The organism is Actinophytocola sp., from assembly GCF_035712165.1.
GTDB lineage: Bacteria > Actinomycetota > Actinomycetes > Mycobacteriales > Pseudonocardiaceae > DASYTH01.
On the sequence record NZ_DASTBH010000399.1, the window covers coordinates 1 to 22,544 of the forward strand.

At 71.8% G+C, this 22,544-nt stretch carries 24 protein-coding genes and 1 tRNA gene; 10 read left to right on the forward strand and 15 right to left on the reverse strand.

What is annotated here, in order from left to right; all coding sequences use genetic code 11:
• Both VFO68_RS22135 and VFO68_RS22140 read right to left on the reverse strand, forming a co-directional pair.
• The coding region (locus VFO68_RS22135; RefSeq protein WP_325160271.1) for a hypothetical protein at positions 1–1,051 on the reverse strand (1,051 nt) is incomplete at its 3' end.
• Positions 1,048–2,121: a helix-turn-helix transcriptional regulator gene (locus tag VFO68_RS22140; RefSeq protein WP_325160272.1), complete on the reverse strand. Its 1,074-nt coding sequence runs from the start codon at positions 2,119–2,121 to the stop codon at positions 1,048–1,050. The genes VFO68_RS22140 and VFO68_RS22135, both read right to left, overlap by 4 nt.
• Positions 2,122–2,532: 411 nt before the next feature.
• On the opposite strand from VFO68_RS22140, the gene VFO68_RS22145 reads away from it, so the two are divergent.
• Positions 2,533–3,240 (forward strand): hypothetical protein, encoded by a 708-nt coding sequence (locus VFO68_RS22145; RefSeq protein WP_325160273.1) that lies wholly within the window; start codon positions 2,533–2,535, stop codon positions 3,238–3,240.
• Here the strand turns inward: VFO68_RS22145 and VFO68_RS22150 are convergent.
• Positions 3,201–4,118 (reverse strand): hypothetical protein, encoded by a 918-nt coding sequence (locus VFO68_RS22150; protein WP_325160274.1) that lies wholly within the window; start codon positions 4,116–4,118, stop codon positions 3,201–3,203. The two genes, VFO68_RS22145 and VFO68_RS22150, sit on opposite strands and share 40 nt — an antisense overlap.
• A gap of 389 nt (positions 4,119–4,507) precedes the next feature.
• Between VFO68_RS22150 and VFO68_RS22155 the strand changes: the two genes are divergently transcribed.
• The gene (locus VFO68_RS22155) at positions 4,508–4,699 is read left to right on the forward strand and encodes a hypothetical protein (protein ID WP_325160275.1); all 192 of its coding nucleotides are present in this window, start codon (positions 4,508–4,510) and stop codon (positions 4,697–4,699) included.
• A gap of 141 nt (positions 4,700–4,840) precedes the next feature.
• Here the strand turns inward: VFO68_RS22155 and VFO68_RS22160 are convergent, their stop codons facing one another.
• The 7 genes from VFO68_RS22160 to VFO68_RS22190 all read right to left on the reverse strand — a co-directional run bounded on the left by VFO68_RS22160 (position 4,841) and on the right by VFO68_RS22190 (position 11,712).
• Complete coding sequence (locus VFO68_RS22160) at positions 4,841–5,551, reverse strand: Crp/Fnr family transcriptional regulator (protein WP_325160276.1); 711 nt, start codon at positions 5,549–5,551, stop codon at positions 4,841–4,843.
• Between the two features lie 243 nt (positions 5,552–5,794).
• Positions 5,795–6,277 (reverse strand): methylated-DNA--[protein]-cysteine S-methyltransferase, encoded by a 483-nt coding sequence (locus tag VFO68_RS22165; RefSeq protein WP_325160277.1) that lies wholly within the window; start codon positions 6,275–6,277, stop codon positions 5,795–5,797.
• Positions 6,278–6,332: 55 nt separating this feature from the next.
• The gene (locus VFO68_RS22170; RefSeq protein ID WP_325160278.1) at positions 6,333–7,538 is read right to left on the reverse strand and encodes an SMP-30/gluconolactonase/LRE family protein; all 1,206 of its coding nucleotides are present in this window, start codon (positions 7,536–7,538) and stop codon (positions 6,333–6,335) included.
• A gap of 76 nt (positions 7,539–7,614) precedes the next feature.
• A complete protein-coding gene (locus VFO68_RS22175) occupies positions 7,615–7,782 on the reverse strand; it encodes a hypothetical protein (protein WP_325160279.1) in 168 nt (55 codons plus the stop codon).
• Between the two features lie 93 nt (positions 7,783–7,875).
• The gene (locus VFO68_RS22180) at positions 7,876–9,105 is read right to left on the reverse strand and encodes an MFS transporter (RefSeq protein WP_325160280.1); all 1,230 of its coding nucleotides are present in this window, start codon (positions 9,103–9,105) and stop codon (positions 7,876–7,878) included.
• Positions 9,106–9,196: 91 nt separating this feature from the next.
• Positions 9,197–10,789 carry an ABC transporter permease gene (locus VFO68_RS22185; protein ID WP_325160281.1) on the reverse strand — a complete coding sequence of 531 codons (1,593 nt, stop codon included), beginning with the start codon at positions 10,787–10,789 and terminating at the stop codon, positions 9,197–9,199.
• Positions 10,786–11,712 (reverse strand): ABC transporter ATP-binding protein, encoded by a 927-nt coding sequence (locus tag VFO68_RS22190; RefSeq protein ID WP_325160282.1) that lies wholly within the window; start codon positions 11,710–11,712, stop codon positions 10,786–10,788. Before VFO68_RS22190 ends, VFO68_RS22185 begins: the two co-directional genes overlap by 4 nt.
• A 63-nt stretch (positions 11,713–11,775) precedes the next feature.
• Between VFO68_RS22190 and VFO68_RS22195 the strand changes: the two genes are divergently transcribed.
• Positions 11,776–12,252: a GbsR/MarR family transcriptional regulator gene (locus VFO68_RS22195; protein ID WP_325160283.1), complete on the forward strand. Its 477-nt coding sequence runs from the start codon at positions 11,776–11,778 to the stop codon at positions 12,250–12,252.
• A 53-nt stretch (positions 12,253–12,305) separates the two neighbouring features.
• On the opposite strand, the gene VFO68_RS22200 is transcribed toward VFO68_RS22195, so the two are convergent.
• Entirely contained in the window at positions 12,306–12,764 is a 459-nt protein-coding gene (locus tag VFO68_RS22200; protein WP_325160284.1) for an SRPBCC family protein, read from the reverse strand.
• A gap of 83 nt (positions 12,765–12,847) precedes the next feature.
• Here VFO68_RS22200 and VFO68_RS22205 point away from each other — a divergent pair, with 83 nt between their 5' ends.
• On the forward strand, positions 12,848–14,527 hold the full coding sequence (locus VFO68_RS22205; RefSeq protein ID WP_325160285.1) for a DUF885 domain-containing protein: 1,680 nt from the start codon (positions 12,848–12,850) through the stop codon (positions 14,525–14,527).
• Here VFO68_RS22205 and VFO68_RS22210 read toward each other — a convergent pair.
• On the reverse strand, positions 14,514–15,512 hold the full coding sequence (locus VFO68_RS22210) for a hypothetical protein (RefSeq protein ID WP_325160286.1): 999 nt from the start codon (positions 15,510–15,512) through the stop codon (positions 14,514–14,516). The genes VFO68_RS22205 and VFO68_RS22210 overlap by 14 nt on opposite strands.
• Positions 15,513–15,630: 118 nt before the next feature.
• Here VFO68_RS22210 and VFO68_RS22215 point away from each other — a divergent pair, with 118 nt between their 5' ends.
• On the forward strand, positions 15,631–16,239 hold the full coding sequence (locus VFO68_RS22215) for a putative glycolipid-binding domain-containing protein (RefSeq protein WP_325160287.1): 609 nt from the start codon (positions 15,631–15,633) through the stop codon (positions 16,237–16,239).
• Positions 16,240–16,244: 5 nt separating this feature from the next.
• Here the strand turns inward: VFO68_RS22215 and VFO68_RS22220 are convergent, their stop codons facing one another.
• From VFO68_RS22220 to VFO68_RS22230, 3 genes are read right to left on the reverse strand one after another with little or no spacing between them, the layout of a single operon-like run.
• Complete coding sequence (locus tag VFO68_RS22220) at positions 16,245–18,227, reverse strand: fibronectin type III domain-containing protein (protein ID WP_325160288.1); 1,983 nt, start codon at positions 18,225–18,227, stop codon at positions 16,245–16,247.
• 3 nt (positions 18,228–18,230) lie between these two features.
• Complete coding sequence (locus tag VFO68_RS22225) at positions 18,231–19,223, reverse strand: prephenate dehydrogenase (protein ID WP_325160289.1); 993 nt, start codon at positions 19,221–19,223, stop codon at positions 18,231–18,233.
• A gap of 23 nt (positions 19,224–19,246) precedes the next feature.
• Positions 19,247–20,494 (reverse strand): M20 family metallopeptidase, encoded by a 1,248-nt coding sequence (locus VFO68_RS22230; RefSeq protein ID WP_325160290.1) that lies wholly within the window; start codon positions 20,492–20,494, stop codon positions 19,247–19,249.
• 76 nt (positions 20,495–20,570) lie between these two features.
• On the opposite strand from VFO68_RS22230, the gene VFO68_RS22235 reads away from it, so the two are divergent.
• The 5 genes from VFO68_RS22235 to VFO68_RS22255 form a co-directional block, all read left to right on the forward strand.
• Positions 20,571–21,065, forward strand: coding sequence for a tRNA adenosine deaminase-associated protein (locus VFO68_RS22235; protein WP_325160291.1), 495 nt, complete (start codon positions 20,571–20,573; stop codon positions 21,063–21,065).
• On the forward strand, positions 21,062–21,526 hold the full coding sequence (locus VFO68_RS22240; RefSeq protein ID WP_325160292.1) for a nucleoside deaminase: 465 nt from the start codon (positions 21,062–21,064) through the stop codon (positions 21,524–21,526). Before VFO68_RS22235 ends, VFO68_RS22240 begins: the two co-directional genes overlap by 4 nt.
• 24 nt (positions 21,527–21,550) lie before the next feature.
• Positions 21,551–21,640, forward strand: a tRNA-Ser gene (locus VFO68_RS22245).
• Between the two features lie 147 nt (positions 21,641–21,787).
• Positions 21,788–22,096 carry a hypothetical protein gene (locus tag VFO68_RS22250; RefSeq protein ID WP_325160293.1) on the forward strand — a complete coding sequence of 103 codons (309 nt, stop codon included), beginning with the start codon at positions 21,788–21,790 and terminating at the stop codon, positions 22,094–22,096.
• Positions 22,086–22,544, forward strand: a 459-nt coding sequence (locus VFO68_RS22255) for a putative T7SS-secreted protein (protein ID WP_349256580.1), incomplete at its 3' end; no start/stop codon positions are given. The genes VFO68_RS22250 and VFO68_RS22255, both read left to right, overlap by 11 nt.

Consider the following 22,544-nt stretch of genomic DNA (forward strand, 5'->3'; position numbering starts at 1 on the left):
GCCAGCGTTCCCGGTCGGTGTGCCAGGCCCTGATGTACTCCACGCAGAACGTCGGCGTGATGATCTGGCACCGGCCATATGCGGCCTTGAGCGCCGAGGTCATCCGGCGCTTCTCGGCGGGGTCGAGGTCGAGTCCGGCCAGGCGCCCGATCACCTCGCCGATGAACCGGCGCCGGTTGATCAGGAACGACCTCCAGTAGGCGGCGTCCGCGTCGAGCACGCGGCATTGGTTGTCCAGCAGCCAGAAGATGCCCTCGGCCAGGCAGTCGCCGAGCTCTTCCTCGCGGGCCCGCTTGTCGTTGGCGAACGGGTCGTAGGGATTCTGCTTGACCGAGCCGGTGACCGTGGTCGGGCGCAGCTTGGCGTCGTCCAGGAGGAAGAACCAGTCCTCGTTGTAGATGCTGGGAAAGAACGAGCGCATCGACGCCTCGCCGACGGCCAGCGCGCCACCGCCGATGAAGGTGTCCTGGAAACCGCCGGTCTTCCGGTTGGCGTGACACACCACGGAGTTGTCCGGATAGCCCTCGATGGACAGGCCGACGGCATCGTAGGAGCCCAGGAGCCGGACGGCATCGGTGAGGTCGTGCGACCGGGCGATCTCGATGTCGTCATCGAGAAAGACGACGTTGCGCCAACCGAGGACGATGGCCAGGAGCAGGCCGAGGTTGCGTTTGAGGCTGGTGTCGGTGCGCCGCCGAAATGGCGTTCCCTTGAGTAGCTCCGTGGTGTCGAAGCGGGGCATGAGGCCGCGTGGCGCGCGGTCGATGTCGATCGCGATGAACTCGACGCCTGCGGCCCGGGCGAGCTTCGCGACCTCGGCCGCGCTGGAGAACTTGCTCGACAGGGTGACCAGGACGCAGCCGAGCTCAGCCGCCAGGTCGATGGCCGAGCTCAGGCGCCGTGGATGACGGGCGGTCGGCACGATGATGGCGTCCAGGGACGCACAGGTCTGCGGAACGAGATCGGTCCCCAGTAGCTGCCGATGGGACGGGTGGTGGTTGGGCGATTCCGCCAGCCCCCACCGGCGCCCACCGGTCGGTTCGTGGTTCAAGCGCCCTCCGCTGGCCACTCATGCAGTCGGGAATGCTCGACGGTCCAGTCCGGGGTGACGACCTGACCGTTGGCGATGAGTACCCGGAACAGGATGCTGAACGCGTCCCGGTGGGGAAAGCGGTTCTGCAGGTATCCCTCGTTCCGGTCCCGGAACCGGGCGTCGGTCAACGCCCGGACGGCACCGTAGGTCCCTCGTTGGAACATGCCATTGCAGATGGTGACGGTTCGTTTGACATTGAACGGGCTCACGCCGTGGTAGAAGTGTGCGACGTCCTCGACCAGGATCTTTTTGGCGCCGACTTTCCGCAGCTTCGGCCGGAACACCTTGCGCTCGTCCCTGTCGACAACCTCGAAGCCGCCGACCTCGGATTCCGGCTCGCGACCCTCCTGTCGCATGGGCAGTTCCATCCTGGCGAGCAGTTCCGCCGTCGCCTGGTTCCAGTCGACCCCGCCGAGCACGACCAGGTGGGAGGTGTAGTCGTCCGGAGTGAGCTCCGGTGCGGGGCGAATGTACACCTGGCTGGTCGGGTTCACCGCTCGGATGTGGCCGTGTACTTCAACGAGCGCGTCGAGGTCCGAGTAACGGTACATCTCGACGTGGTCCGGGTCGTCCGGGTCCGTGTAGGGAACCGACCGGCGTAGCCGTTCGGGTAGTTCGGACCCCACGATCGTGATGACATGGCCATCCGGGAAACGCCAGAGGCCGGCGGGCCGGCTCGCGTTGTCGGTGTGGCCGACGGCGAGGTCGCGGAGTTGGGTCAGCTCGTGCAGGAGCGCGTCTCGGCGAGCGCGTTCCGGCGCCTTCAACTGGCTCTCCTTGACAAGCTGGAACGGGTGTTGCGACACGGACCGCTCGGTGGCGAAGAATCGTGCTATGGCTTCGAGGCGGTCCTCCGAAGGGATTGCCGAATTGTGGGGGCTCTCCCAGGAGGAGATCAAGGGGGCGCTCACCTGCAAGGCGTCCGCGAGTTCCTTTTGCGTGACGGTCCGGCCGTCCAACGGTTGGCGGCGCAGGCGGCGCAGGCGCTCGGCAAGGCTCTGGCTGGGGTCGAACGACGACTGCTGCACGGCGCCGTCTCCTTGGTGAACTTCAGTGTTGCGGCTGAAGTCAGCGGTTCAGTCGACTATAGACGCTACTGACCGGGGTGAACAGGTATTACGGCAGCGAGTTGTCCATCTTCTGGCCCGGTTTAAGGCACTCTGACCATCTTGTTCTCGAGTGGGTGCAGGACCTACTCTGGAGCCGGACCCGATCTCACAGAACCTTAACTTACTTCACTGAAGTCGAGGCGCACCTCCGGCGACCCTGGATCATCGCCACTCACGGCCCCCACCCCCGTCGTTGAGAAAGTTGAGGTAACGATCATGTATCCCCTGACTTCGCGATACGCCCGACCAGCCGCGACGACCACGTCTCAGTGTCTCGGCGTACGCCGAGCTGAGACGGGTCGCGAGCAATGAACTCCCGGCAGGGTAGCCATGTTTGCCCTGCAGCCGGTGCTGCTGCCGCTGCACCGCACGATTGTGGTGGTGGACATTGAGGGCTCCACCACGCGGACCAACCCCGCCAAGGCCTGGCTTCGGCAAGCCATGTACAGCCTGCTCGAGCAGGCGCTGGAGGCGACCGGAATCGTTGAGCGGCACCGGGACCGCATGGTCGACCGGGGTGACGGGGTGCTGCTGCCGATCCATCCGGTCGACGACGTGCCCAAGACGCTGCTGCTCACCACGTTCATTCCCCGGCTGAGCGAGTTGGTGGCCGAACACAACGGGCTCCGGCCCGAGCACTCGTTCCGGCTGCGCGCCGCCGTGCACGCGGGGGAGATCCACTATGACAACCGGGGCCCGTTCGGCGAGGCCATCGATGTCGTCTGCCGGCTGGTGGACGCGCCGGAACTGAAGGACCGGCTGCGAAAGACGGATGCCGTGCTGGTGCTCGCGGTGTCCGACGACATGTACCGGTCGGTCATCCGGCACGGGTACGACGGGATCGACGACCGGGCCTTCGAGCCGTCGGTGCGGTTCACCGTGGGCGAGCAGCGGCACCGGGGTTGGGTCCACGTCCCGGGCGACGGCCAGCGTGAGGTCGAGGTCGTCCGGCAGCGCGACTGGCTCGACGATGCGCCGTACTTCGCAGAACGGCCCGCTCAGTACGGACCGTCCGGTGAGGACCACCGGATTCCGTAGGCCCGGCCGGGGGTGAGCTGCCGGAAGACCGTGCGCACCTCGCCGGCGACGTTGGACCAGAGCGTGTCGCCAGCCGGCGTCGGGTCGTCGACGTCGCGCTGGAAGGCGTCGGCCAGCCGCCAGATCCGGTCGGGCAGGTTGTCCAGGTCGAACCGGACCCGCAGTTCGAACACGTCGGTGCGGTGCTTGGGCACACAGACGAAGTGCGGCAGCATCTGGCCGTTGGGGACCCGGTAGCGCAGAGCGAAGTCGTGGCGGTCCTCGCGCTGCAGTTCGTCGGGCAGGGCCAGCACCAATCCGAACCGGTCCTTCGATTCCAGGGTTTTCTTGATCAGAGTGCCGCCGTAGAACACGTCGACGGTCAACTCCTCGACATGAACCGGAAGGGCTCTTTCCGCATCCGAGGTCAGCGTCATCGCGAGGTCGAGTTCGGTGAGATGATCTCGTTCCGCCACGACGCGGCGGAGTTCGAAAACCTCGGGCACGGGTTGGTCGAGCGCCAGCGAGATCTTCAGCTCGTCGGTGTGCCAGCCAGTCGCGGAGGCCTCGGCCGGCGTGATCCCCGATCCGCCGAGAAGACTCGCGGCGAGCTCGGCGATTCGATCTATTCCCTCATCGATGCGGCGCCGGGCGGTGCGGTCGTCCCGGTGAATCCGTTCCGCGGCCCAGCGCACCCGGTCCTGATAGAAGGGAAGGCGCGCGTCGCGATCGATTCCGAATGCCGCCAGCAGGGTGACCCGAAGATCTTCCGGTAAGCCGTGCGCCAGGGTCTCGAGACGGTCGGCGACCTTGCGCCGGATCTCCGCAGGTCCGTCGCCGTCGGCGACCCCGCAGACCTCGCGCAATGCAGGCCCCACCCGTTCACTGATCTGGCCCACATACAGGCCGCGACCTTTACGGAGAGTCCTCAATTCGCTGACGAGATTGGCGAAAATTCCCTCCATTGGTCCTCCGCGTCAAGACCTGATTGGGGCGCGCATGCGCTGAGTGTAACGGCGTGCGAACGCTTGCTCTTCGCCTCCCCGCCGTCCCGCGCATGCTCTCGTTTCCCTGGCCAAAGTTTGTCAAGTCGGCCCGGCCCCGACCCATCATCGCCCCTCGTTCATCAGCGCCTTGATCATGCTACTTCCCGGGATCATGCCAGACTTCCGGCTTCTCTTGTGAGCCAAACGACACACAGGCTCCGTGCCGTTTGTCATCGCGCGTCCAGAGCGGACAAATGATCATTATTTCGGGACGTGCCGGCAAATATCGACGGAGAGAATCCATGAAGGTCTTCCTGACTCTTTCGGCCGCCCTTCGGCTGGCCTTCTGGTTGTTCGTTCTGGGCATGGCGCTCGGCCTGCTCCTGCGGGTGCAGGCGGCGGGGGAGCCGCAGCACAACGACCCGGCGACGTCTCCCGTCGACGTCCGCGTCATGTCGGCACCGTCGTACTCGAGCGCGGAAGGGGGGTGTTGACGGTGCAGATCCACACCCTGTTGCTGCTCGCGGGTTTGCTCGCGTTGCTGGTCTGACCATTGTGATCACCTGGTCCCCCGGCATCAGGTGATGCGGGTGCCGGCCGGCCGTACTGCCGGTCGGCCGGCACCCTGCCCGCGCTCAATCGGCGTGGGCGAACGCTTCGAGCACGGTCGGCGCGACGATCACGATGCGGCGCCGGGACGTGGTGATGATCTTCCGCTCCCGGAGCACCGCGAGCGACCTGGCCACGGCCCGGCGGGAAGCGCCCACCCGGTTGGCGATGTCCTGCTGGGACAACGGCATGTGCAGGACGAGGCCGTCGCGCCCGGGCACGCCGTGCTGCTGGGCCAGCCGGGACAGAAACGCCGCGACGCGCTGTGCCACGTCCAGCGCGGCGAAGTCGGCGCGGGCGTTCTCCGCCTCGCGGAGCCGCTGGGACATCTGCCTGATCAGCGCGAGCGCGACCGCCGGCCGCTGCCGCAGGCACGCCTCCAACTGCCCGCTGGTCAGCTGGACCGTGCCGACCGGCTCCAGCGTCTGGATGCTCGCGGTCCGCTGCCAGCCGTGCAGCGCCGCCAGCTCGCCGACCGCGTCCCCCGGTCCGCGCAGCGCGACCAGGATCTCGTGCCCGTTGGCGGTGCTGGAGAAGACCCGTACCCAGCCGAACCTGATCACGAACACGTGGTCGGTCGGATCGCCCTGCCGGACCAGGATGTCGCCGGTGCCGAACGTGCGCGGCATCCCCAGCCCGAACACGAACTCGCGGTCGGCCGCTTCCAGATAGGCCAGCAACGACCCGGCGACCGGAGTCTCGTCATCCGCCACGGTGAGCCACCGAGGGTCGGCCATGCGCAGAGGAGTCCGTTCCTGCCGACCACAAGAACGGACTCCTCGGCGACATCCCCAGCACCTCCCGACCCTCGGAGTTATTGCGGGTATCGACCCGAGTTCGGCCAGGACCGGCACTGGTCCGGCCCGCTCGTAAGCGAGGATCTCGGCAATGGGCGAACGGCGCAAGAGGGAACGCTCGGACAAAAATGGCCATAAAACTAGACAACTACTGGACGACGCCGCGGCGATCAAGCCGGGCGCTCAGCCGTGCCATGCCAACTCGGGTTGCAGCGCGCCTTCGGCGGCGAGCAGCCCGTGCTTGCGCCACACTCCGGCCGCGTAACCGGTCAGCGACCCGTCCGCGCCGATGACCCGGTGGCAGGGCCGGATCACCAGCAGCGGGTTCGCGCCGACCGCTGCCGCGACCGCGCGGATCCGGGTCCGGGGCACGCCGACCCGCTGCGCCAACCGGCCGTAGGAGATCGTTTCGCCGTAGCCGATCCGGTCCAACTCGGCCCACACCCGGCGCTGGAACGGCGTGCCGCGCACCGTGTGCGGCACCTCGATTCGGCGGGTGTCCCCGGCGAGGTACGCCGCCAGCGCCTGCCGAGCCGCACCGAACGCGGCCGGCTCGTAGCGTCCACTGTGGACCGGATCGGCGAAGGAGACCGTGTCCAGCACCTCGGCGGTACCGGTCAGCACGAGCCGGCCGACGGGGGTTTCGATGGTCGCGTACTGGTTCATATCCCCAGTCTGGGCCGCCGGCGGGACCCGTGCTGGCGGAAATCGGCCATGCGGGTCAGCGCACCGGCAGCGGTAGGCCGGGTACCGGAAGCGGCGCGTCCAGGCAGGAGATCTTCGCGCGCACCGCCCCGGTCGGGCTCGCCTCGCCGGCCGAGTTCGGGACGTTGTCCCGGCGCGCGCCGTCCGAGTGCGTGACGCACAGCCGCCGGTCGGACAGGAACGGGCTGGTCGGGAACTCCATCGGACCGCCGTTGCGCAACCGGGTGGTGGCGTCCGGCGCGTTGCGGAACACCTCGATCGCCGTGCCGCCCGCGGTCACCACCACGATCGCGTTGCGCTCGTTGGCCGTCGCCCACACGTTGCCGGCCCGGTCGATCGCGATCCCGTCCGCGCCGTCCAGATACGGGTGCACGACCACGATGTTGCTCAGGCACAACGTGTTCGGGGTGAACGTGGTGTCGCATCCGGTCGGGCTGCGCAGCGCGCCGCGCCGGTCGAACGTGACCCGCCAGACCGCGCCGCGCGCCGTGTCGGCGATCAGCAGCGACCCATCCCGGGTGAACGCCAACCCGTTGGCCACCAGATGCTGCGAGCCCGCCGTGTCGGCCGCCGCGCGCCCGGTGGGCGTGATGGTCACCTGACCGGGCGGCAGGCCGCGCACGTCCCGGCCGACCCCGCCCACTCCGTTGACCACGTTGACGTCGCTGACCATCGGCTGGACCCGGAACATCTCGGCCGGCACGCCGTCCGAGCCGACCCGCCACACCCGGCCCTGCCCGGTTCCGCCGTCGGACACCCACAGCGCGCCGGTCCGGTCGAACGCGAGACCGTTGGCGCCGGGCACCCCGGCGGCGAACACCGTCGAGGTGGGCGGGGTGGCCGCGTCCGGGGTGAACACGTGCACCTCGTCGCCGTCGGCCACGTACAGCCGGCCGCGGGCGTCGAACGCGATGCCGGCGGGGCTGCACGGAGCCGGGATGTTGCCGACCACCGCGGCCGCGCCGCCCCGGGCGGACACCCGCCAGACCGGGCACGGGTCGCCGCCGCGGCCGGCCGAGTAGAGGTTGCCGGCCTGGTCGCCGGTCAGCCCTTCCACGGCCAGTGGAGCGCCGAACACCGTGGTGAAGGTGGCGGCGCGGCCCACGGCCGCGACGGCGGCGGGGTCGGCGCCGGCCTGCGGGGCCGCCGTGCCGGCGGCGTCGCCGGCGACCAGCAGCGAACCCGCGGCGACGGCGGTGCAGAGCGTGGCGAGGAGTTTCATGGGGGATCTCCCTGCGTGCGCTGAAGCGAGACGTCCGAAATGCGTGTGTTGACTACGCACCTCGGGTCCGCGGGGTTCAGCGCTTGGGATGCTCCGCCCGGCCCTCGTCCCGGACCGGTTGCGCCCGCTCGGTCCGTTCGCGCTCCTCACGCAGAATGCGATCGAGGACCCCGGCTGCCCGGCGCAGCCGCCAGACCAGCAGCAGAACCAGAACGGCTCCGAGGCTGATCCAGAGTGCGGTCATCGCGTCCACCCGGTGTTTTTCCGCTGCATCTGCACGTGAACGGTAACCCCGTACCACCCATTAATGCGACGTATGTCCCCCAGAAGGGTTAAATTACACAGACGTTTGGTGCATTCTGCGTGGCAACGTTTCCCGCGCCGTGAGCCACAGCAGCGCGGCGGCCAGGCTCAGTGCGCCGGTCAGTCCGAACGCGGCGGCGAACGACGTCCGGTCCACCAGGAACCCGGCCAGCACCGGCCCGAGCACCGCGCCGACGTCCATCGTCATCTGGGACACGGCCAGCACCTGACCACCCCGGGCGCGGGAGCCGATCACGTCGGCGATCGCCGCCTGCTGCGGCGGGCTGAGCAGACCCGTGCCCAGTCCGCTGATCACGGTGGCCACCAGAAAGGTGAACACCGAGTCGGTGAACCCGACCCACACCGTTCCCACCCCGGCCGTGACCAGACCGGCCAGCACCAGCGGCTTGCGGCCGATCCGGTCGGACAGCCGCCCGGACAGCGGCAGCATCACCACGTTCCCCGCGGCGTACACGGCGAACGCGGTGCCGGCGAAGGCCTCCTCCTGGTGCAACGCCTCGATGATGAACAGCGGCGTGAGCGCCACCCGCACCCCGAACGCCGTCCAGCCGTTGGCGAAGTTGGCCACCAGCGCCGCCCGGTAGGTCGGATGCCGCAGCGCCTGGCGCAGGCTCGCGGTCGGCCGGTCCGGGTCGTCGTCGGCCGCCAGCAACGTGGAGTGCCGCAGGAAGAACCACACGATCGCGCTCGCGATGACCAGCGTCACCGCGTACACCACGAACGGCGCGCGCAGCGAGATGGCGATCAGCCCGCCGCCGATCAGCGGGCCGGTGACGTTGCCGAGCAGGAAACCGGTGCCCCACATGCCGGACGCCCGGCCGCGCAGCGGCGCCGGGGTGACCCGGATCAGCAGTCCGAACGCGGACACCGTGAACATCGTCGAGCCGATGCCGGACAGCGTGCGCAGCGTGAGCAGTTGCCAGTAGGTCGTGGCCAGCGCGCACGCGCCGGTGGTCACCGCGACGATCAGCAGGCCGGCCAGGTAGACCCGGCGCTCGCCGAGCAGCGTCACCAGCCGGCCGCTGGCCGGGGCGAACGCCAGCCGGCTGAACGCGAACGCGCTGATCACCAGCGACGCGGCGGTCACGCTCACGTCGAAGCCCCGCGCGAAGGCCGGCAGGGCCGGCGCCACCAGCGCGAACCCGACCGCGATCACGAAGTTGGCCGCGACGATGACCCACACCTCCCGGGGCAGTCGTCCGACCTGCGCGGACGGCTGCGCCGGCTCCACCGCTGTGCTCACCCGTGGCCACCTCCGCTCGCGTCAACTCTGCCGGAGGCCGACGCATTCCGGCCGGCACCCGGGCTGGATGCCGGCTGGAGTGCGAACCGCGTCAGGTGACGTCGCGGCGGCGGAACCCGGCGAACCCGATCGCGATCGCCGCCGCCGCCACCGCGGCCAGCCACACCAGCGGTACGGCGGTGAACGCGGTGCCGGGCAGCTTCGGGGTGTGGGTGAACGGCGAGACGTCCAGCACCCACTGGTCCACCCCGATGATCGGGCCGACCAGACCGATCGCCACGAACGCGGCCAGCGCCGCCCAGCCGAGCACGCTGTACCTCGGCACCAGGCCGAACGCCGCGAACGCGATACCGGTGAGCACCATGGCCGCGGGCAGTTGGGCGAGCGCGGCGCCGAACACCCGGCCGAACTGGCCGAAGTCGCTCGCGGCGGCGTAGGACAGGCCGGCGGTCAGGCCCGCGACGATGAGCAGGAACGCGCTGCCGGCCAGGGCGAACACCAGGTGGCTCAACGCCCAGCGGGTCCGGCTGACCGAGGTGGCCAGCACCGGCTCGGCGCGCAGCGCGGTCTCCTCGGACCGCAGCCGCATGGCCGCCTGGATGCCGTAGGCCGCCGCGATCATGGCCAGGAACCCCATCTCGGTGGCCATGAACGCGTCGGTCAGACCCTGCTGACCGCCCAGCTTGGTGATCATGTCCCGGGCCTGCGGGCTGTCCGCGAGCGAGCCGACGTTGGCCGCGATGCCGCCGAACACCAGGCCGGCGACCATGAACCCGGTCGCCCAGCCGACCAGCGCGCCGCGCTGCAGCCGGGCGGCCAGCGCCAGCGGGCTGGACAGGCCGGCCGCCGCCCGTGCCGGTCCCCGCCGGTCCGGCAGCAGGCCGGCACCCAGGTCGCGCCGGGCCACCAGCGCGAACGCGGCCACGACCAGCCCGGCCGCGAACACCAGCGGCAGCACCAGCACCCACCAGCGGTCCCCGGCGAACGGGCGGACCTGCGCCGACCAGCTCAGCGGGGACAGCCAGGAGAACCAGGACGGCCCGCCGGACCCGGTCGAGTCGCCGACCGCCCGGATCAGGTAGGCCGCGCCGAGCACCGCGGTGGCGATCCCGGTCGCGGCCCGGGCGCCGGCGGTGAGCTGCGCGGCCACCGCCGCCACCGCGGCGAACACGATCCCGGTCGCCGCCCAACCCAGCCCGAAGGCGAACGAGCCGGCGGCCGGCAGTCCCGGGCTCATCAGCCCGACGGCGCTGAGCAGGCCCAGCACCAGGCTGGCGCCCGTGGCCACGATCAGGGCCGCGGCCAGCGCGGCGTAGCGGCCGACCACGGTCGCGCCGATCAGCTCCAGCCGGCCGCTCTCCTCCTCGGCCCGGGTGTGCCGCACGGTGACCAGGATGGTCAGCACGGCCACCATCGCCGCACCCAGCGCGACCAGCTTGTACAGGCTGATGGCGCCCAGCGAGGTGGGGTCGAACACCCACCCGTACAGCGCGAGCAGGGAGGGGTTGGCGTTGGCGCTGGCGCCCAGCGCCACCCGGGACTCGACGGTGGGGTAGAGCCCGATGGACGCGCCGGCCGAGCTGGCCGCGAACAGGACGAAGACCAGGATCCAGGCGGGCAGCAGGATCCGGTCGCGGCGCAGCGCCAGGCGCACCAGCGACCACGTGCCCACGAACGCGGTCATGACTTGACCATGGCCGCGTGCCGGCCGGTCTCCCTGGCCAGGTCGTCGGCGTAGTGCCGGAGGAACAGCTCCTCCAGGGTGGGCGGCTGGCTGGTGAGGCTGCGCACGCCGGCCCGGGTGAGCAGGCCGAGCGCCTGGTCGAGGTCCTTGCTGTCCACGTCGAAGCGCACCCGGTTGCCGTCGACCCGCAGGTCGTGCACGCCGGGCAGGCCGGCCAGGCCCTCGGGCGTGCCGGCCAGCTCCGCCGAGATCGACGTGCGGGTGAGGTGGCGCAGGTCGGCCAGGGTGCCGGTCTCCACCGTGCGGCCGAGCCGGATGATGCTCACCCGGTCACACAGGGCCTCGACCTCGGCCAGGATGTGGCTGGAGAGCAGCACGGTGCGGCCGCGCCCGCGCTCCTCGTTGATGCAGTCCTGGAACACCGACTCCATCAGCGGGTCCAGCCCGGAGGTCGGCTCGTCCAGGATCAGCAGTTCCACGTCGGAGGCGAGCGCCGCGATCAGCGCCACCTTCTGCTTGTTGCCCTTCGAGTAGGCGCGACCCTTCTTGGTCGGGTCGAGGTCGAAGCGGTCCAGCAGGTCGGCCCGGCGTTGCTCGTTCAGGCCGCCGCGCAGCCGGCCGAGCAGGTCGATCACCTCGCCGCCGGACAGGTTCGGCCACAACGAGACCTCGCCGGGCACGTAGGCCAGCCGGCGGTGCAGCGTGACGGTGTCCCGCCACGGGTCGCCGCCGAGCAGGCTGACCGTGCCGGAGTCGGCCTTGAGCAGGCCCAGCAGAACGCGGATCGTGGTCGACTTGCCGGCCCCGTTCGGTCCGAGGAAACCGTGTACCTCCCCCTGGTGCACCGTCAGGTCGAGACCGTCCAGCGCGCGGGTCCGGCCGAACGTCTTGATCAGGCCGGACACCGAGATTGCGGTTGTCATGCCGGTCACGCTACGCTCGATTCACAAAGTTGTGAAGTTGGAAAAACTTGTGAAGGCGGTGCCATGGCCAGCTCCGGGCGCGACGAGCCGGCCGTGGCGCGGTTCGTCGAACGGTTCGCGCTGGTGCTCACCGAAGCGGGAATCCCCCGGATGCCGGCCCGGGTGTTCGCCACCCTGCTGGCCATCGAGGACGGCAAGGCCACCGCCGCCGGACTGGCCGAGGCACTGGGGGTGAGCCCCGCCGCGATCTCCGGCGCGGTCCGTTACCTCGACCAGGTCGGCATGATCATCAAGGCGCGGGACCCCGGTGAGCGCCGCGATCACTACGAGGTCACCGACGATCTCTGGTACGAGGCGTTCGGCAACCGGGACAAGCTGATGCGCACCTGGATCGGCGCGCTGGCCGACGGGGTGGCCGCGGTCGGCCCGCACACCCACGCCGGCGAGCGCCTGGCCACGACCCAGCGGTTCATCGAGTTCCTGCTCACCGAGATGGTCACGCTGATGGAGCGCTGGCGGGAGCAGGAGCGGTCACGCTGATCCACCCGCTGGCGGGCAGGACCAATCGTTGGCCAGTGCCGCTGCGGGAGCGGTCAGGTTGAATCGCGCTCGGCGAACCGGACCAACCGGCGGGCCAGCAGGGCGATCAGCGCGCGCAGCGCGGCCCGCGCCACCGGCCCGGAACCCGGGATCAGCTCGGCGAAGCTCCCCCGCCAGACCAGTTCGGTGCCGCCCTCCGGCCGCGGCGTGAGCACCACCTCGGCCCGGTAGTCGCGCACCGGCATCCAGGTCCGCAGCACGTAGCCGTGCCGGCGGTCCGGCTCGTAGGCCACCGTCTCCTCCCGCACCAGCAACGGCGGCAACCCCAACGCCCGGATGGCGCCGACCCCCGCGGGCGCCGGATCGCCGTGCCGCTCCCAGAACGACCGGGGGATCAGCGGCCGGGCCCACTCCGACCACCGGCTGCCGTCCGCCTCCAACGCGAACAGGGTGGCCGCGTCCGCGCTGCTCCGCGCCGTGACCTCGAAGGAGAACCGCTGGCCATCTGGCATCTGGTGACCTTCCGTCGGAGCCGGTGCCGGCGATTCTGCCGCTATAGGTTGGCGGGTAGTCAGCCGACCCGAGGGGGACCCCGATGACATCAGCGCCGGACCACGTCACCGCACTCGCCGACGAGCTGCTGGAGGTGATCCTGCGGGCCGATCCGGTCGAAGCCACCCTGTACGGCATCCCCGGCTACGACGAGCTGCTGCCGGATGCCTCGGAGGCAGGCGAGGCGGCGGTGCGGGAGCGGTTGGCCGACATCGCCGGCCGGGCGGCGCGCATCGACCCCGCCGGACTGTCCGCACCGGACGCGGTCACCCGATCCGTGATCGAGGGCCAGGCCCGGTCCAGGATGGACTGGCTGGACACCAGGTTCGTGGAGTACACGATCAGCGGGATCTTCATCACCCCGGCCGTCCAGCTGCTCGCGTCGCTGCCGCTGGTCACCTTCCCGGACACCGACCGGGCCGCGGCCTACGTCGCCCGGCTGGCCGCCATCCCGGACTACCTCGCCGGTCTGGCGCAGCGGCACCGGATCGGGGTCGCCGCCGGACGCTACCCGGTGCGCCGCCTGGTCGACTCCGCGATCAAGCTGATCGACCGGTACCTGGCCAACCCGGACGCCGACCCGCTGCGCCGCACCGAACTGCCGGACGCCGGTCTGTCCGCCGAGCGGGACCGGGTGCTGGCCGACCTGGTCCGGCCGGCCTATGCCGCCTACCGGGACGTGCTCGCCGGCGAGATCCTCGGACACGGCCGGCCGGACGAGCGGCCCGGCGCATGCTGGCTGCCCGGCGGCGAGGAGATCTACGCCCGGTTCTCCCGGGTGCACACCACCACCGACCGGACCCCGGAGGAGCTGCACCAGACCGGGCTCGACCTGATGGCCCAACTGGTCGAGGAGTACGCCGAGATCGGCGCGCGGGTGTTCGGGGTCAGCGACCAGCGGGAGATCTTCCGCCGGATGACCACCGACCCGGCCCTGCGCTGGACCGACGGCGCGGAGCTGATCGCGGCCGCCACCACCGCCATCGAGCGGGCCGAGGAGGCCGCGCCGCGCTGGTTCGGCCGGCTGGCCGCGCAGCGCTGCAAGGTCGAGCCGGTTCCCGAGGTCGACGCGCCCAGCGCGCCCACCGCGTACTACATGATCCCGTCGCTGGACGGCACCCGGCCCGGGATCTACTTCGCCAACACCGACAAGGCCGAGCAGCGCGACCGGTTCACCGCCGAGGTCATCGCGTTCCACGAGGCCGTGCCCGGCCACCACTTCCAGCTCTCGATCACCCAGGAGCTGACCGGCCTGCCGCTGCTGCGCCGGGTGCTCGGCGTCAATGCCTACTCCGAGGGCTGGGGCCTGTACACCGAGCGGCTGGCCGACGAGATGGGCCTGTACTCCGGGGACCTGTACCGGCTCGGCATGCTCGCCATGGACTCGCTGCGCGCCGGCCGGCTGGTGGTGGACACCGGCCTGCACGCCAAGGGCTGGAGCCGGCAGCAGGCGATCGACTACCTGCGGGCCAACACCCCGCTGTCCGACCTGGAGATCGGCAACGAGACCGACCGGTACACCGCCTACATCGGACAGGCGCTGTCCTACATGGTCGGCCGGCTGGAGATCCAGCGGATCCGGGCCCGCGCCGAGGAGGAGCTCGGCGCCGCGTTCGACATCCGCGCGTTCCACGACGTGGTGCTGGGCGGCGGCTCCCTGCCGCTCACCGTGCTGGCCGACGTGGTGTCCCGGTGGACCGCCGAACGGCTCAACCCAGCTTGAAGCCCGCCAGGATCTCCTCAGCCAGCGGATCGGGCAGGCCCGGCGGTGTCGCCGGGCCACCGGCCAGGTCGTTGACCACCACGAGCATTCGGATCGTGGCCTTGCCGCCCCGCTCGACCGGAACGCCGAGGATGGCCACCTCGCCGGAGGTCGCGTCGCACTCGGGCTTGGCCGGCGTGACGGTCAGCTTGACGGTGAGGGTCGCGCCCTTCTTGCCGTCCACGGTCGTCTCGGTCGGCGCCGGCGTCTCCAGCTTCGGGCTGCGGTAGTAGGTGTTGGCGAAGGAGGTGGCGAAGTCGGTGACCGTCTTGTTCAGGTCCAGGTCGGCGCCGGACTTGCTCTGCACCTCGCCGGCGGCGGTGAAGCCGCGGAAGTAGTTGCTGCCGCCGCAGTCGTACGGCCCGACCAGGGCGCCGCGGATGAAGTTGACGCCCAGACCGCTGTCCTGCGGCCGAGGGTCCGCCTGCCAGCCCGGAGGCGTGAGGTAGGTGTCGTCGAGGGGCGTCCTGATCTCGGTCCAGCCGGGTTTGGCCGTGGGCTTGCGGCTGCTCGTCGGTAACCTGCGGGACGAGGGTGGGGCGCTGCGCGGCGCGGGCCGGCTGGACGTGGCGCCGCCGCCCGCCGTCGGGGAGGGCTCGTCGTTGCGGTTGAGCACCACGATCGTCACCACCGCGCCGACCACGGCCACGATCGCGATCACGCTCAGGATGATCGGCAGCTTGGAGCGCTTCGGCGGCTCCGGGGGAAACCCGTAGCCGGTCTGGTAGGCGGGGTAGGCCGAGGTCTGCCCCGGGCCGTACTGCCCCTGGTACGGATCGGTGGGGTACTGCCCGGGGGCGCCGCCGTACGGGTCCTGTCCCCACTGCCCGGGTTGGCCGGGTGCGCCCCCGTACTGGCCCCCCGCGTTCTGGCCCCCGTACGGGTCCTGCTGGGGATTCCAACCGCCGCCGGGGTAGCCGCCCTCGTTGCCCTGCCATCCAGTCACGATGGGCACCCTAGCCCGGCCACTGTCCGTGCGGGCACCGTTCCGGAGATCACGTTCCGTGCCGGGCCGCCCGGTTCCGGCCGGGCGCGCCGTCGCTCGCGTCGGTTAGGTTGGATCCATGGTCCAAGCGCCGCAGCAGACCCGAAGGCCCGTGCTGCTCACCTGGCAGCGGGAGGAGTGGCCGAGTCTGGAGTCGGCGCGGTTGCTCTACTCCGGGCAGCGCCTGCGCGCCTCCGGCCGGATCGTCGCCGCGGCCAACGCCACCACCGGGGTGGAGGCGTTCAACGCCTCGTTCAGCGCGGCGGTCGAGCGGGCCGAGGAGGCCGGCCGGCTGCTGTTCCGCACCACCACCGCGGACGAGGAGCGCCAGGTGTCGGTCAGCCGGACCGAGGACGGCGTGTGGCTGATCGACCACGGCACCGGCAGCCAGCAGCGCAACGCGTTCGACGGCGCGGTCGATGTGGATGTGGCCGGCGCGGTCACGTTCAACGCGCTGCCGATCCGCCGGCTCGGCCTGCACCGTGAAGCCGGTGAGCACGAGCTACCGGTGCTGTGGGTGTCGCTGCCCGACCTGGCCGTGCGGCTGGTGCGGCAGACCTACCGGACGGTGTCGATCGCCGATGACCATGCGGTGATCAACTACTCGGACGGCGGGTACGCCGCCGACCTCACCGTCGACCGGGACGGCATGGTGGTCGACTTCCCGGGCCGGGCGCACCGGATCTAGGTGCGCTACCGCACCGTGAACGAGGCGTAGGACACCACCGACGAGGTCGAAGGATCCACGCCGACCGCCAGCACCTGGATCGTGTGCCCGCCGCCGGCGATGCCCACGGTGTTGAGCGCGATGCGCCACCGGCCGCCGACACCCGGACCGGCCGTGTCGGTCGGGATCGCGGCCAGCAGCTTGCGGTCCAGGCTGATCTCGATGCCGGCCAGACCGGCCACGGCGCCGGACCGCTGCTGCGCCTCGGCGGCGTCCAGCAGCACGTCCAGCACCAGCCGCCCGCGCGCCAGTTCCACCATCGGCGCGACCGGAGTGCCGGCCGCGTCGAGCAGCCTCGCCACGGGTTCGGCGAGCACCGGCGCGGGCCGGGCCAGCGGCGCGTTGGCCGGCCGGGACGCCGGCGCCGGCGCGGTCGTTCCGGCCAGTTCCAACTCGGCGGTGAGCACCTGGGTGGCCAGGCCGTCCTCCTCGGTGCTGGACCGCACCACCACCGCGATGACATCGATGTGCTGGTTGAGCACCAGCGCGTCGGCCGGGATGTCGGCCACCATCGGCAACCGCACGCCGGGCACCTTCGGCTGACCGGTCACTGCCGGGCGCAGCGGGAGCTGCCGGCCGGCGATGTCCACCCCGAACTGTTCGCCGGGCACCGGACCCCGTTGCGGGACAAGGGTGACCCGCAACTGTCCACTGCGGACACCGAGGACCGGGCGGCCGGTGGCGGTGGTCTGCGACTGGCGTGCCGGGCCGGCGACGTCCCGCTCGAAGTCGACCCGGGGAGCGGGAACCAGCGGCGGCGGCGCGGTGGCCGCCCCGGTGAAGCCGATCAGGTCGACCGCGGCGCGCAGCCCCCCGGTGCTGCCTGCGAACCCGACCAGGGCGGTGGCCTCGGTGAACGACGGCACCACGGCGCCTGCGCCGACCAGCACCCCGTCCCGCAGCACCAGCACGCCGTCGGTGCGCAGCACCATCTCCCAGCGCACCGACACCCCGGGCTCGGCAGGCGGCGTCGGGTTCACCGGGATCTCCCGGCCGGGCAGCGGGGTGCCGGGCGCCACCGCCACCCGGACGGTGGTGCCGCCCTCGGCGGCCCGGTGCCCGGTGATCACCGTCCGGATCGTGCCCGGCGGCAGCGAGTCGTCCACCAGGGTCTGCCCGGCCATCCCGTCGCCGGGCCGGGGCGGCCGGCCGATCAGGTCCACCGGTCCCGGCACCAGGTCCAGGGTGAGCTGGCCGGTGAGCCCGGGCCGGTCGGTCTGCACCACGAACCGGCCGAGCTCCCCGTTCGGGGCACTGGCCGGGTCGAGCAACCGGATCGGGGTGCGCGAGCGCAGCGCGACGGCCTCGTCGCTGTCCCCGCACCCGCCGGTGATCATCATCCGCCGGGAGTCCTCGCCGGCGCCGCGGGTCGCCTTGGTGCAGTTGCCGATGCCGACCACCGCCCACCGCTGCGGATCCGGCACCACGTGCCCGTCGAACCGGTCGACGAAGGCGAACGGGGTCGGGTCGGCCAGGCCCGGCGTCGGCGTGCCGGTGGTCCGCGCGGGCTCCGAGCGCTGGCCGAACGAGTCGACCGTGCGCACCTCGAGCTGGTACTGGGCGTCGTTGTCCAACCCGTCGAGCTGGATGACCGGCTCGGCGACGAACCGGGTGTGGTTGGGCCGCCTGCCCGGCCCCCAGCGCACCTCGTAACCGGCGGCGCCCGCGGGTTCGGGGGCGCCGACCCGGCCCGGCCCCCAACCGATCACGAGGCGGTGCGATCCCGGCCGGACGTCCAGCCGGGCCGGCGCGGCCGGCGGGTCTCCCCGCTGGGGCACGATGACCGACTCGTCGGCGAAGGGCCGCACCGAGGTCTGCAGGGTGGGCAGCGGAGCAGGCAGCTGCTCGGACACCCCGGAGTCGGGGTCGCGCAGCAGCACCACCGCACCGCCGATCAGCACCAGACCCGCGCCGGCGATCGCGATCCTGTGCAGGCGGCGCCGGTCCACGCCTTACGTTAGGGCGCGGGGCGCCGCCTTGGGAAGCTCGACGAGGGCGGCGTCGGCCTCGAAACCGACGACCCAGCCGCCCTGCCGGCCGACCGCCGCCAGTTCGGCGCGCACGTCGGGTCCGGTGAGGTCGATCTTGGTCGGGGTGCGCTCGCCGCCGCGCACCGCGTCGAGTGCCGCCCGGCCGGCGTTGCCGCTGGTCACCGTGGCCCGCAGGGACCCGGTCGAGGCCAGCGCGCCGCGCGCGACGCCCAACCGGCCCAGCGCGTCGTCGACCGCCGCCAGCAGCCGGTCCCGGTTGCCCTCGCACATCGCCAGCACCAGTTCCGCGCGGGAGCCGGCCACCCGGGTGCCGTCGGTGAACGAGCCGGCGGCCAGGGCCAGCGCCAGCGGACCGCCGTCGGCTCCGGTCCCGGCCAGCACCGCGGCCAGCACGTGCGGCAGGTGCGACACCCGGGCGACCGCCGCGTCGTGCTCCGCCGCCGAGGCCGGCACCACCCGCGCGGCGCAGTCCAGCGCCAGCCCGGCCACCGCCCGCCAGGTGTCCAGGTCGGTGTCCGGCTCGACCGTGACCACCCAGGAAGCCCGCTCGAACAGCAGGGCCGAGCCCGCCGCCCAGCCGGACACCGCCGCGCCGGCCATCGGATGCCCGCCGGCGTACCGGGTCCCCGGCAGAATCCGCCGAACGTCGGCCAGCACCGGCCCCTTCACGCTGACCACGTCGGTGAGCAGGCAGCCCGGGGCCAGCGCCGCGACCCGGCCGAGCACCGCGGCCACCGCGGGCAGCGGAACGGCCAGCACCACGAGGGCGTCCTCGCGGGCCGCCCTGGTCAGCGCCGCGTCCACTGTGGACTCGATGGCGAAGCCGTCGGCCCGGGCCGCCGCGCCGTCCTCGGCGGAGGCGGTCGCGCCCCAGCCGTCCCACCCGGCGGCGCGGGCCGCGCGCAGCACCGAACCGCCGATGAGCCCCAACCCGATCACACACACTGCCCGCACCGGGCCATCCTTTCCGTTGCGGGCTACCGCAACGCGTCCAGGGCGAAAGCGGCGTAGGTCGCGACGCCGCCGGCGAAGGCGGACTCGTCGAAATGCACGCGGTTGGAGTGGTTGGGCGCGGCCTGCGCGGGCTCGGAGCCCGGCGGGCAGGCGCCCAGGAAGGCCAGCGCCCCCGGCACCTTTTGCAGCACGTAGGAGAAGTCCTCCGAGGCCATCACGGGGTTGGCCAGCGTCGCGCCGTTGCCCGCGCCGAGCACCGAGCCGGCCAGGTCGATCACCCGCTGCGCGACACCGTCGTCGTTGACCGTCGGCGGGTAGCCGGCGCGGATCTCCACCGACACCTGGCACCCGTGCGCGGCGCCGATGTGCTCACACAGCCGGGTGATCTCCTCGTGCATCAGCGCCCGGGTCTGCGCCGTCATCGTGCGCACGGTGCCTTCCAGCTCCGCGCACTCCGGGATGATGTTGGTGGTGGTGCCTGCGGAGATCCGGGCCACGGTCAGCACCACGGGCTCGAACGCGTTGACCCGTCTGGTCACCATGGTGTGCAGCGCGCCGACCATGGCCGCGGCCGCCGGCACCGGGTCCAGCGCGTCGTCCGGCAGCGCGCCGTGGCCGCCCCGCCCGGTCACCCGGACCAGGAACGAGTCGGCGGCCGCCATGATCGTCCCGGCCCGGGTGCACACCAGCCCGGACGGCGCGGTCGAGGTGATGTGCAGCGCGAACGCCCGCTCGACCGGGTCGCCCGCGGCGTCCAGCAGGCCCTCGTCGAGCATGTGCCGGGCGCCGTGGTGGCCCTCCTCGCCGGGTTGGAACATGAACACGACCTTGCCGGCCAGCGCGTCGCGCCGGGAGTGCAGCAGCCGGGCCGCCGAGACCAGCATCGCGGTGTGCGTGTCGTGCCCGCAGGCGTGCATCGAGCCGGGCTCCTCCGAGGCGAACGGCAGCCCGCTGTCCTCCTGCAGCGGCAGCGCGTCCATGTCACCGCGCAGCAGCACCGCCGGACCCGGCCGGGCGCCGTCCAGCACCGCCACCACCGAGCTGCACGCCGTGCCGGTGCGCACCCGCAGGTCCAGGCCGGACAGCGCGTGCAGCACCGCGGCCTGGGATCGGGGCAGGTCAAGGCCCTGCTCCGGGTGTTTGTGCAGCAGCCGCCGGAGGGCGACGGTCCGGGGCTGCAGGGCCCGGGCGGCTTCCAGCAGACCGGTGAAGCGCGGGTCGGAGGTCAGGCCGGCGGGTGGGCTGGACCGATCGGCGACGATGACCTTCATACCTTTGATACTGACACGCCCGCCCGAGATCGACCGGTGCTTCCTGCGGGACCGCAAGGGGGAATACCGTGTGGGCATGGCGGAGCAGGAGCCCGTGCCGGGCTTCGCGGTTGCGGTTGTCCGTGAGGACGGTAAGTGGCGGTGCACGGCACTGGACACCGGGGCCCTACGTGAGCTGGACGCGGCCATCACCGAACTGCGGAAGATCAGGTCGACCGGCGCGGTGTTCGGGCTGCTGGCCGTGGACGACGAGTTCTTCCTGCTGCTGCGCCCGAGCCCGGGCGGGGTGTCGCTGCTGCTGTCGGACGCGGCCGCGGCGCTCGACTACGACATCGCGGCCGACGCGCTTGACCTGCTGCGGGTGGATCCGCCGGAGGACCCGGAGGACGGCGACGAGGTGTGGCCGGAGGGCTCCCTGGACATCCTCGCCGACCTCGGGCTGCCCGCCCCGGAGCTGCAGGTGATCATCGACGAGGTGGACCTGTACCCGGACGAGCAGCTGCAGATGGTGGCCCAGCGCTGCGGGTTCGACGACGAGTTCAGCCGCCTGCTCGACACGATCGACCAGTGAGCCAGGTCGACGAGGATTTGGTCCGCACCGCGATCGCCGTGGCCCGCCGCGCCCCGGCCACCGGTGACGTCCCGATCGGCGCGGTCGTGCTCGCCCCCGACGGCACCGAGCTGGCCAGCGCCTGCAACGCCCGGGAGGCGCTCGCCGACCCCACCGCGCACGCCGAGCTGCTCGCCCTGCGCGCCGCCGCCGGGCGCTGGGGCGACGGCTGGCGGCTGACCGGCTGCACCCTGGTGGTGACGGTCGAGCCGTGCACGATGTGCGCGGGCGCCCTGGTCCTGGCCCGGGTCGCCCGCCTGGTGTTCGGCGCCTGGGAGCCCCGCTCCGGAGCCGTCGGTTCGCTCTGGGACGTGGTCCGCGACCGCCGCCTCACGCACCGCCCCGAGGTCGTCGGCGGCGTCCTCGCCGCCGAGTGCGCCACCCTCCTCGACGACTTCTTCGCCCACCACCGCCGTCCGTAGCGCGGCTCCGGTAATGTTCCCCCCGGTAGCGTGTCCGAGCGGCCGAAGGAGCGCGCCTCGAAAGCGCGTGAGGATTCACGTCCTCCGTGGGTTCAAATCCCACCGCTACCGCCATTGGATCGGCTCAGCTGCCGGGTGACGCGAATGCGTTGCCCGGCAGCTGTTTTGTGGATGGGAAACCGTGGTTTTCGATCTGTCGGCTTGATCAGCTTGTAGGGTGGCCGCTGCCGTGGTTTGGGGTTGAGCCTCGGGAGGTTTGGGGTGGCTCGTGCGGACGGCTTTTCGGTGGATCTTGGGGCGTTGGCGGCGGCGCGTGCCGGGGTGGGGGACCTGCTGAGCGGTCTGGACGGGGCGCGGGTGGGGGAGCCGGCCGGCGAGGTCGGGCATCCGGGCCTCGCCGAGGCGGTGGCGGAGTTCCGGGACCGGTGGGCGGAGGGGATCCGAGAGCTGTCGGCGGCGGTGTCGGCGATCCACCGGCAGTTGGGGGAGACGATCGAGGAGTACCGGCGGTCCGACCAGCAGGCGGCTCGGGCGCTGGACCGGCTGCTGGACGGCGGCCATGGTGGCTGAGCTCGAGACGGCGGACGATCCGGCCGCGTTGATCCCCGGTGATCCGGAGCTGGTGTGGGAGCTGTCCCGGTCGATCGACAGCCTGGGCGTGGCGCTGGAGGACATCGGTCTCGGGCTGCGCGCGATCGACGACGGTGGCTGGCAGGGGGTGGCCGCCGAGGCCTTCCACGCCGCGTTCGACCCGCAGCCGCGCCGGTTTCTCACCGCTGCCGACGCGTTCCTCAGCACGGCGGCGGCCCTGAACACCTACGCCTGCGCGTTGAGCTGGGCGCAGCGTCAGGCCGGAGAGGCGATCGCGCTGGCCCGGGACGTCCGGCCGGCAAGCGCGGCCCCGGTGTTGAGCGTGCGGCAGCAGGTGGAGCAGAGCGGGGTGCTGGGCAGCGTCGCGGTCGACGAGCCGGCCGGTCCGTCCCGCTCGGAGCTGCGTGCGGCCGCGGCGGACACGCTG

Bases quoted from the DNA above. Each gene is read 5' to 3' on its own strand.
- VFO68_RS22185 (WP_325160281.1), bottom strand. From the start codon at position 10,789: ATGACCGCGTTCGTGGGCACGTGGTCGCTGGTGCGCCTGGCGCTGCGC.
- VFO68_RS22160 (WP_325160276.1), bottom strand. From the start codon at position 5,551: ATGGCCGACCCTCGGTGGCTCACCGTGGCGGATGACGAGACTCCGGTC.
- VFO68_RS22205 (WP_325160285.1), top strand. From the start codon at position 12,848: ATGACATCAGCGCCGGACCACGTCACCGCACTCGCCGACGAGCTGCTG.
- VFO68_RS22215 (WP_325160287.1), top strand. From the start codon at position 15,631: ATGGTCCAAGCGCCGCAGCAGACCCGAAGGCCCGTGCTGCTCACCTGG.
- VFO68_RS22170 (WP_325160278.1), bottom strand. From the start codon at position 7,538: ATGAAACTCCTCGCCACGCTCTGCACCGCCGTCGCCGCGGGTTCGCTG.
- VFO68_RS22230 (WP_325160290.1), bottom strand. From the start codon at position 20,494: ATGAAGGTCATCGTCGCCGATCGGTCCAGCCCACCCGCCGGCCTGACC.
- VFO68_RS22165 (WP_325160277.1), bottom strand. From the start codon at position 6,277: ATGAACCAGTACGCGACCATCGAAACCCCCGTCGGCCGGCTCGTGCTG.
- VFO68_RS22195 (WP_325160283.1), top strand. From the start codon at position 11,776: ATGGCCAGCTCCGGGCGCGACGAGCCGGCCGTGGCGCGGTTCGTCGAA.
- VFO68_RS22175 (WP_325160279.1), bottom strand. From the start codon at position 7,782: ATGACCGCACTCTGGATCAGCCTCGGAGCCGTTCTGGTTCTGCTGCTG.
- VFO68_RS22155 (WP_325160275.1), top strand. From the start codon at position 4,508: ATGAAGGTCTTCCTGACTCTTTCGGCCGCCCTTCGGCTGGCCTTCTGG.
- VFO68_RS22145 (WP_325160273.1), top strand. From the start codon at position 2,533: ATGTTTGCCCTGCAGCCGGTGCTGCTGCCGCTGCACCGCACGATTGTG.
- VFO68_RS22200 (WP_325160284.1), bottom strand. From the start codon at position 12,764: ATGCCAGATGGCCAGCGGTTCTCCTTCGAGGTCACGGCGCGGAGCAGC.
- VFO68_RS22235 (WP_325160291.1), top strand. From the start codon at position 20,571: ATGGCGGAGCAGGAGCCCGTGCCGGGCTTCGCGGTTGCGGTTGTCCGT.
- VFO68_RS22190 (WP_325160282.1), bottom strand. From the start codon at position 11,712: ATGACAACCGCAATCTCGGTGTCCGGCCTGATCAAGACGTTCGGCCGG.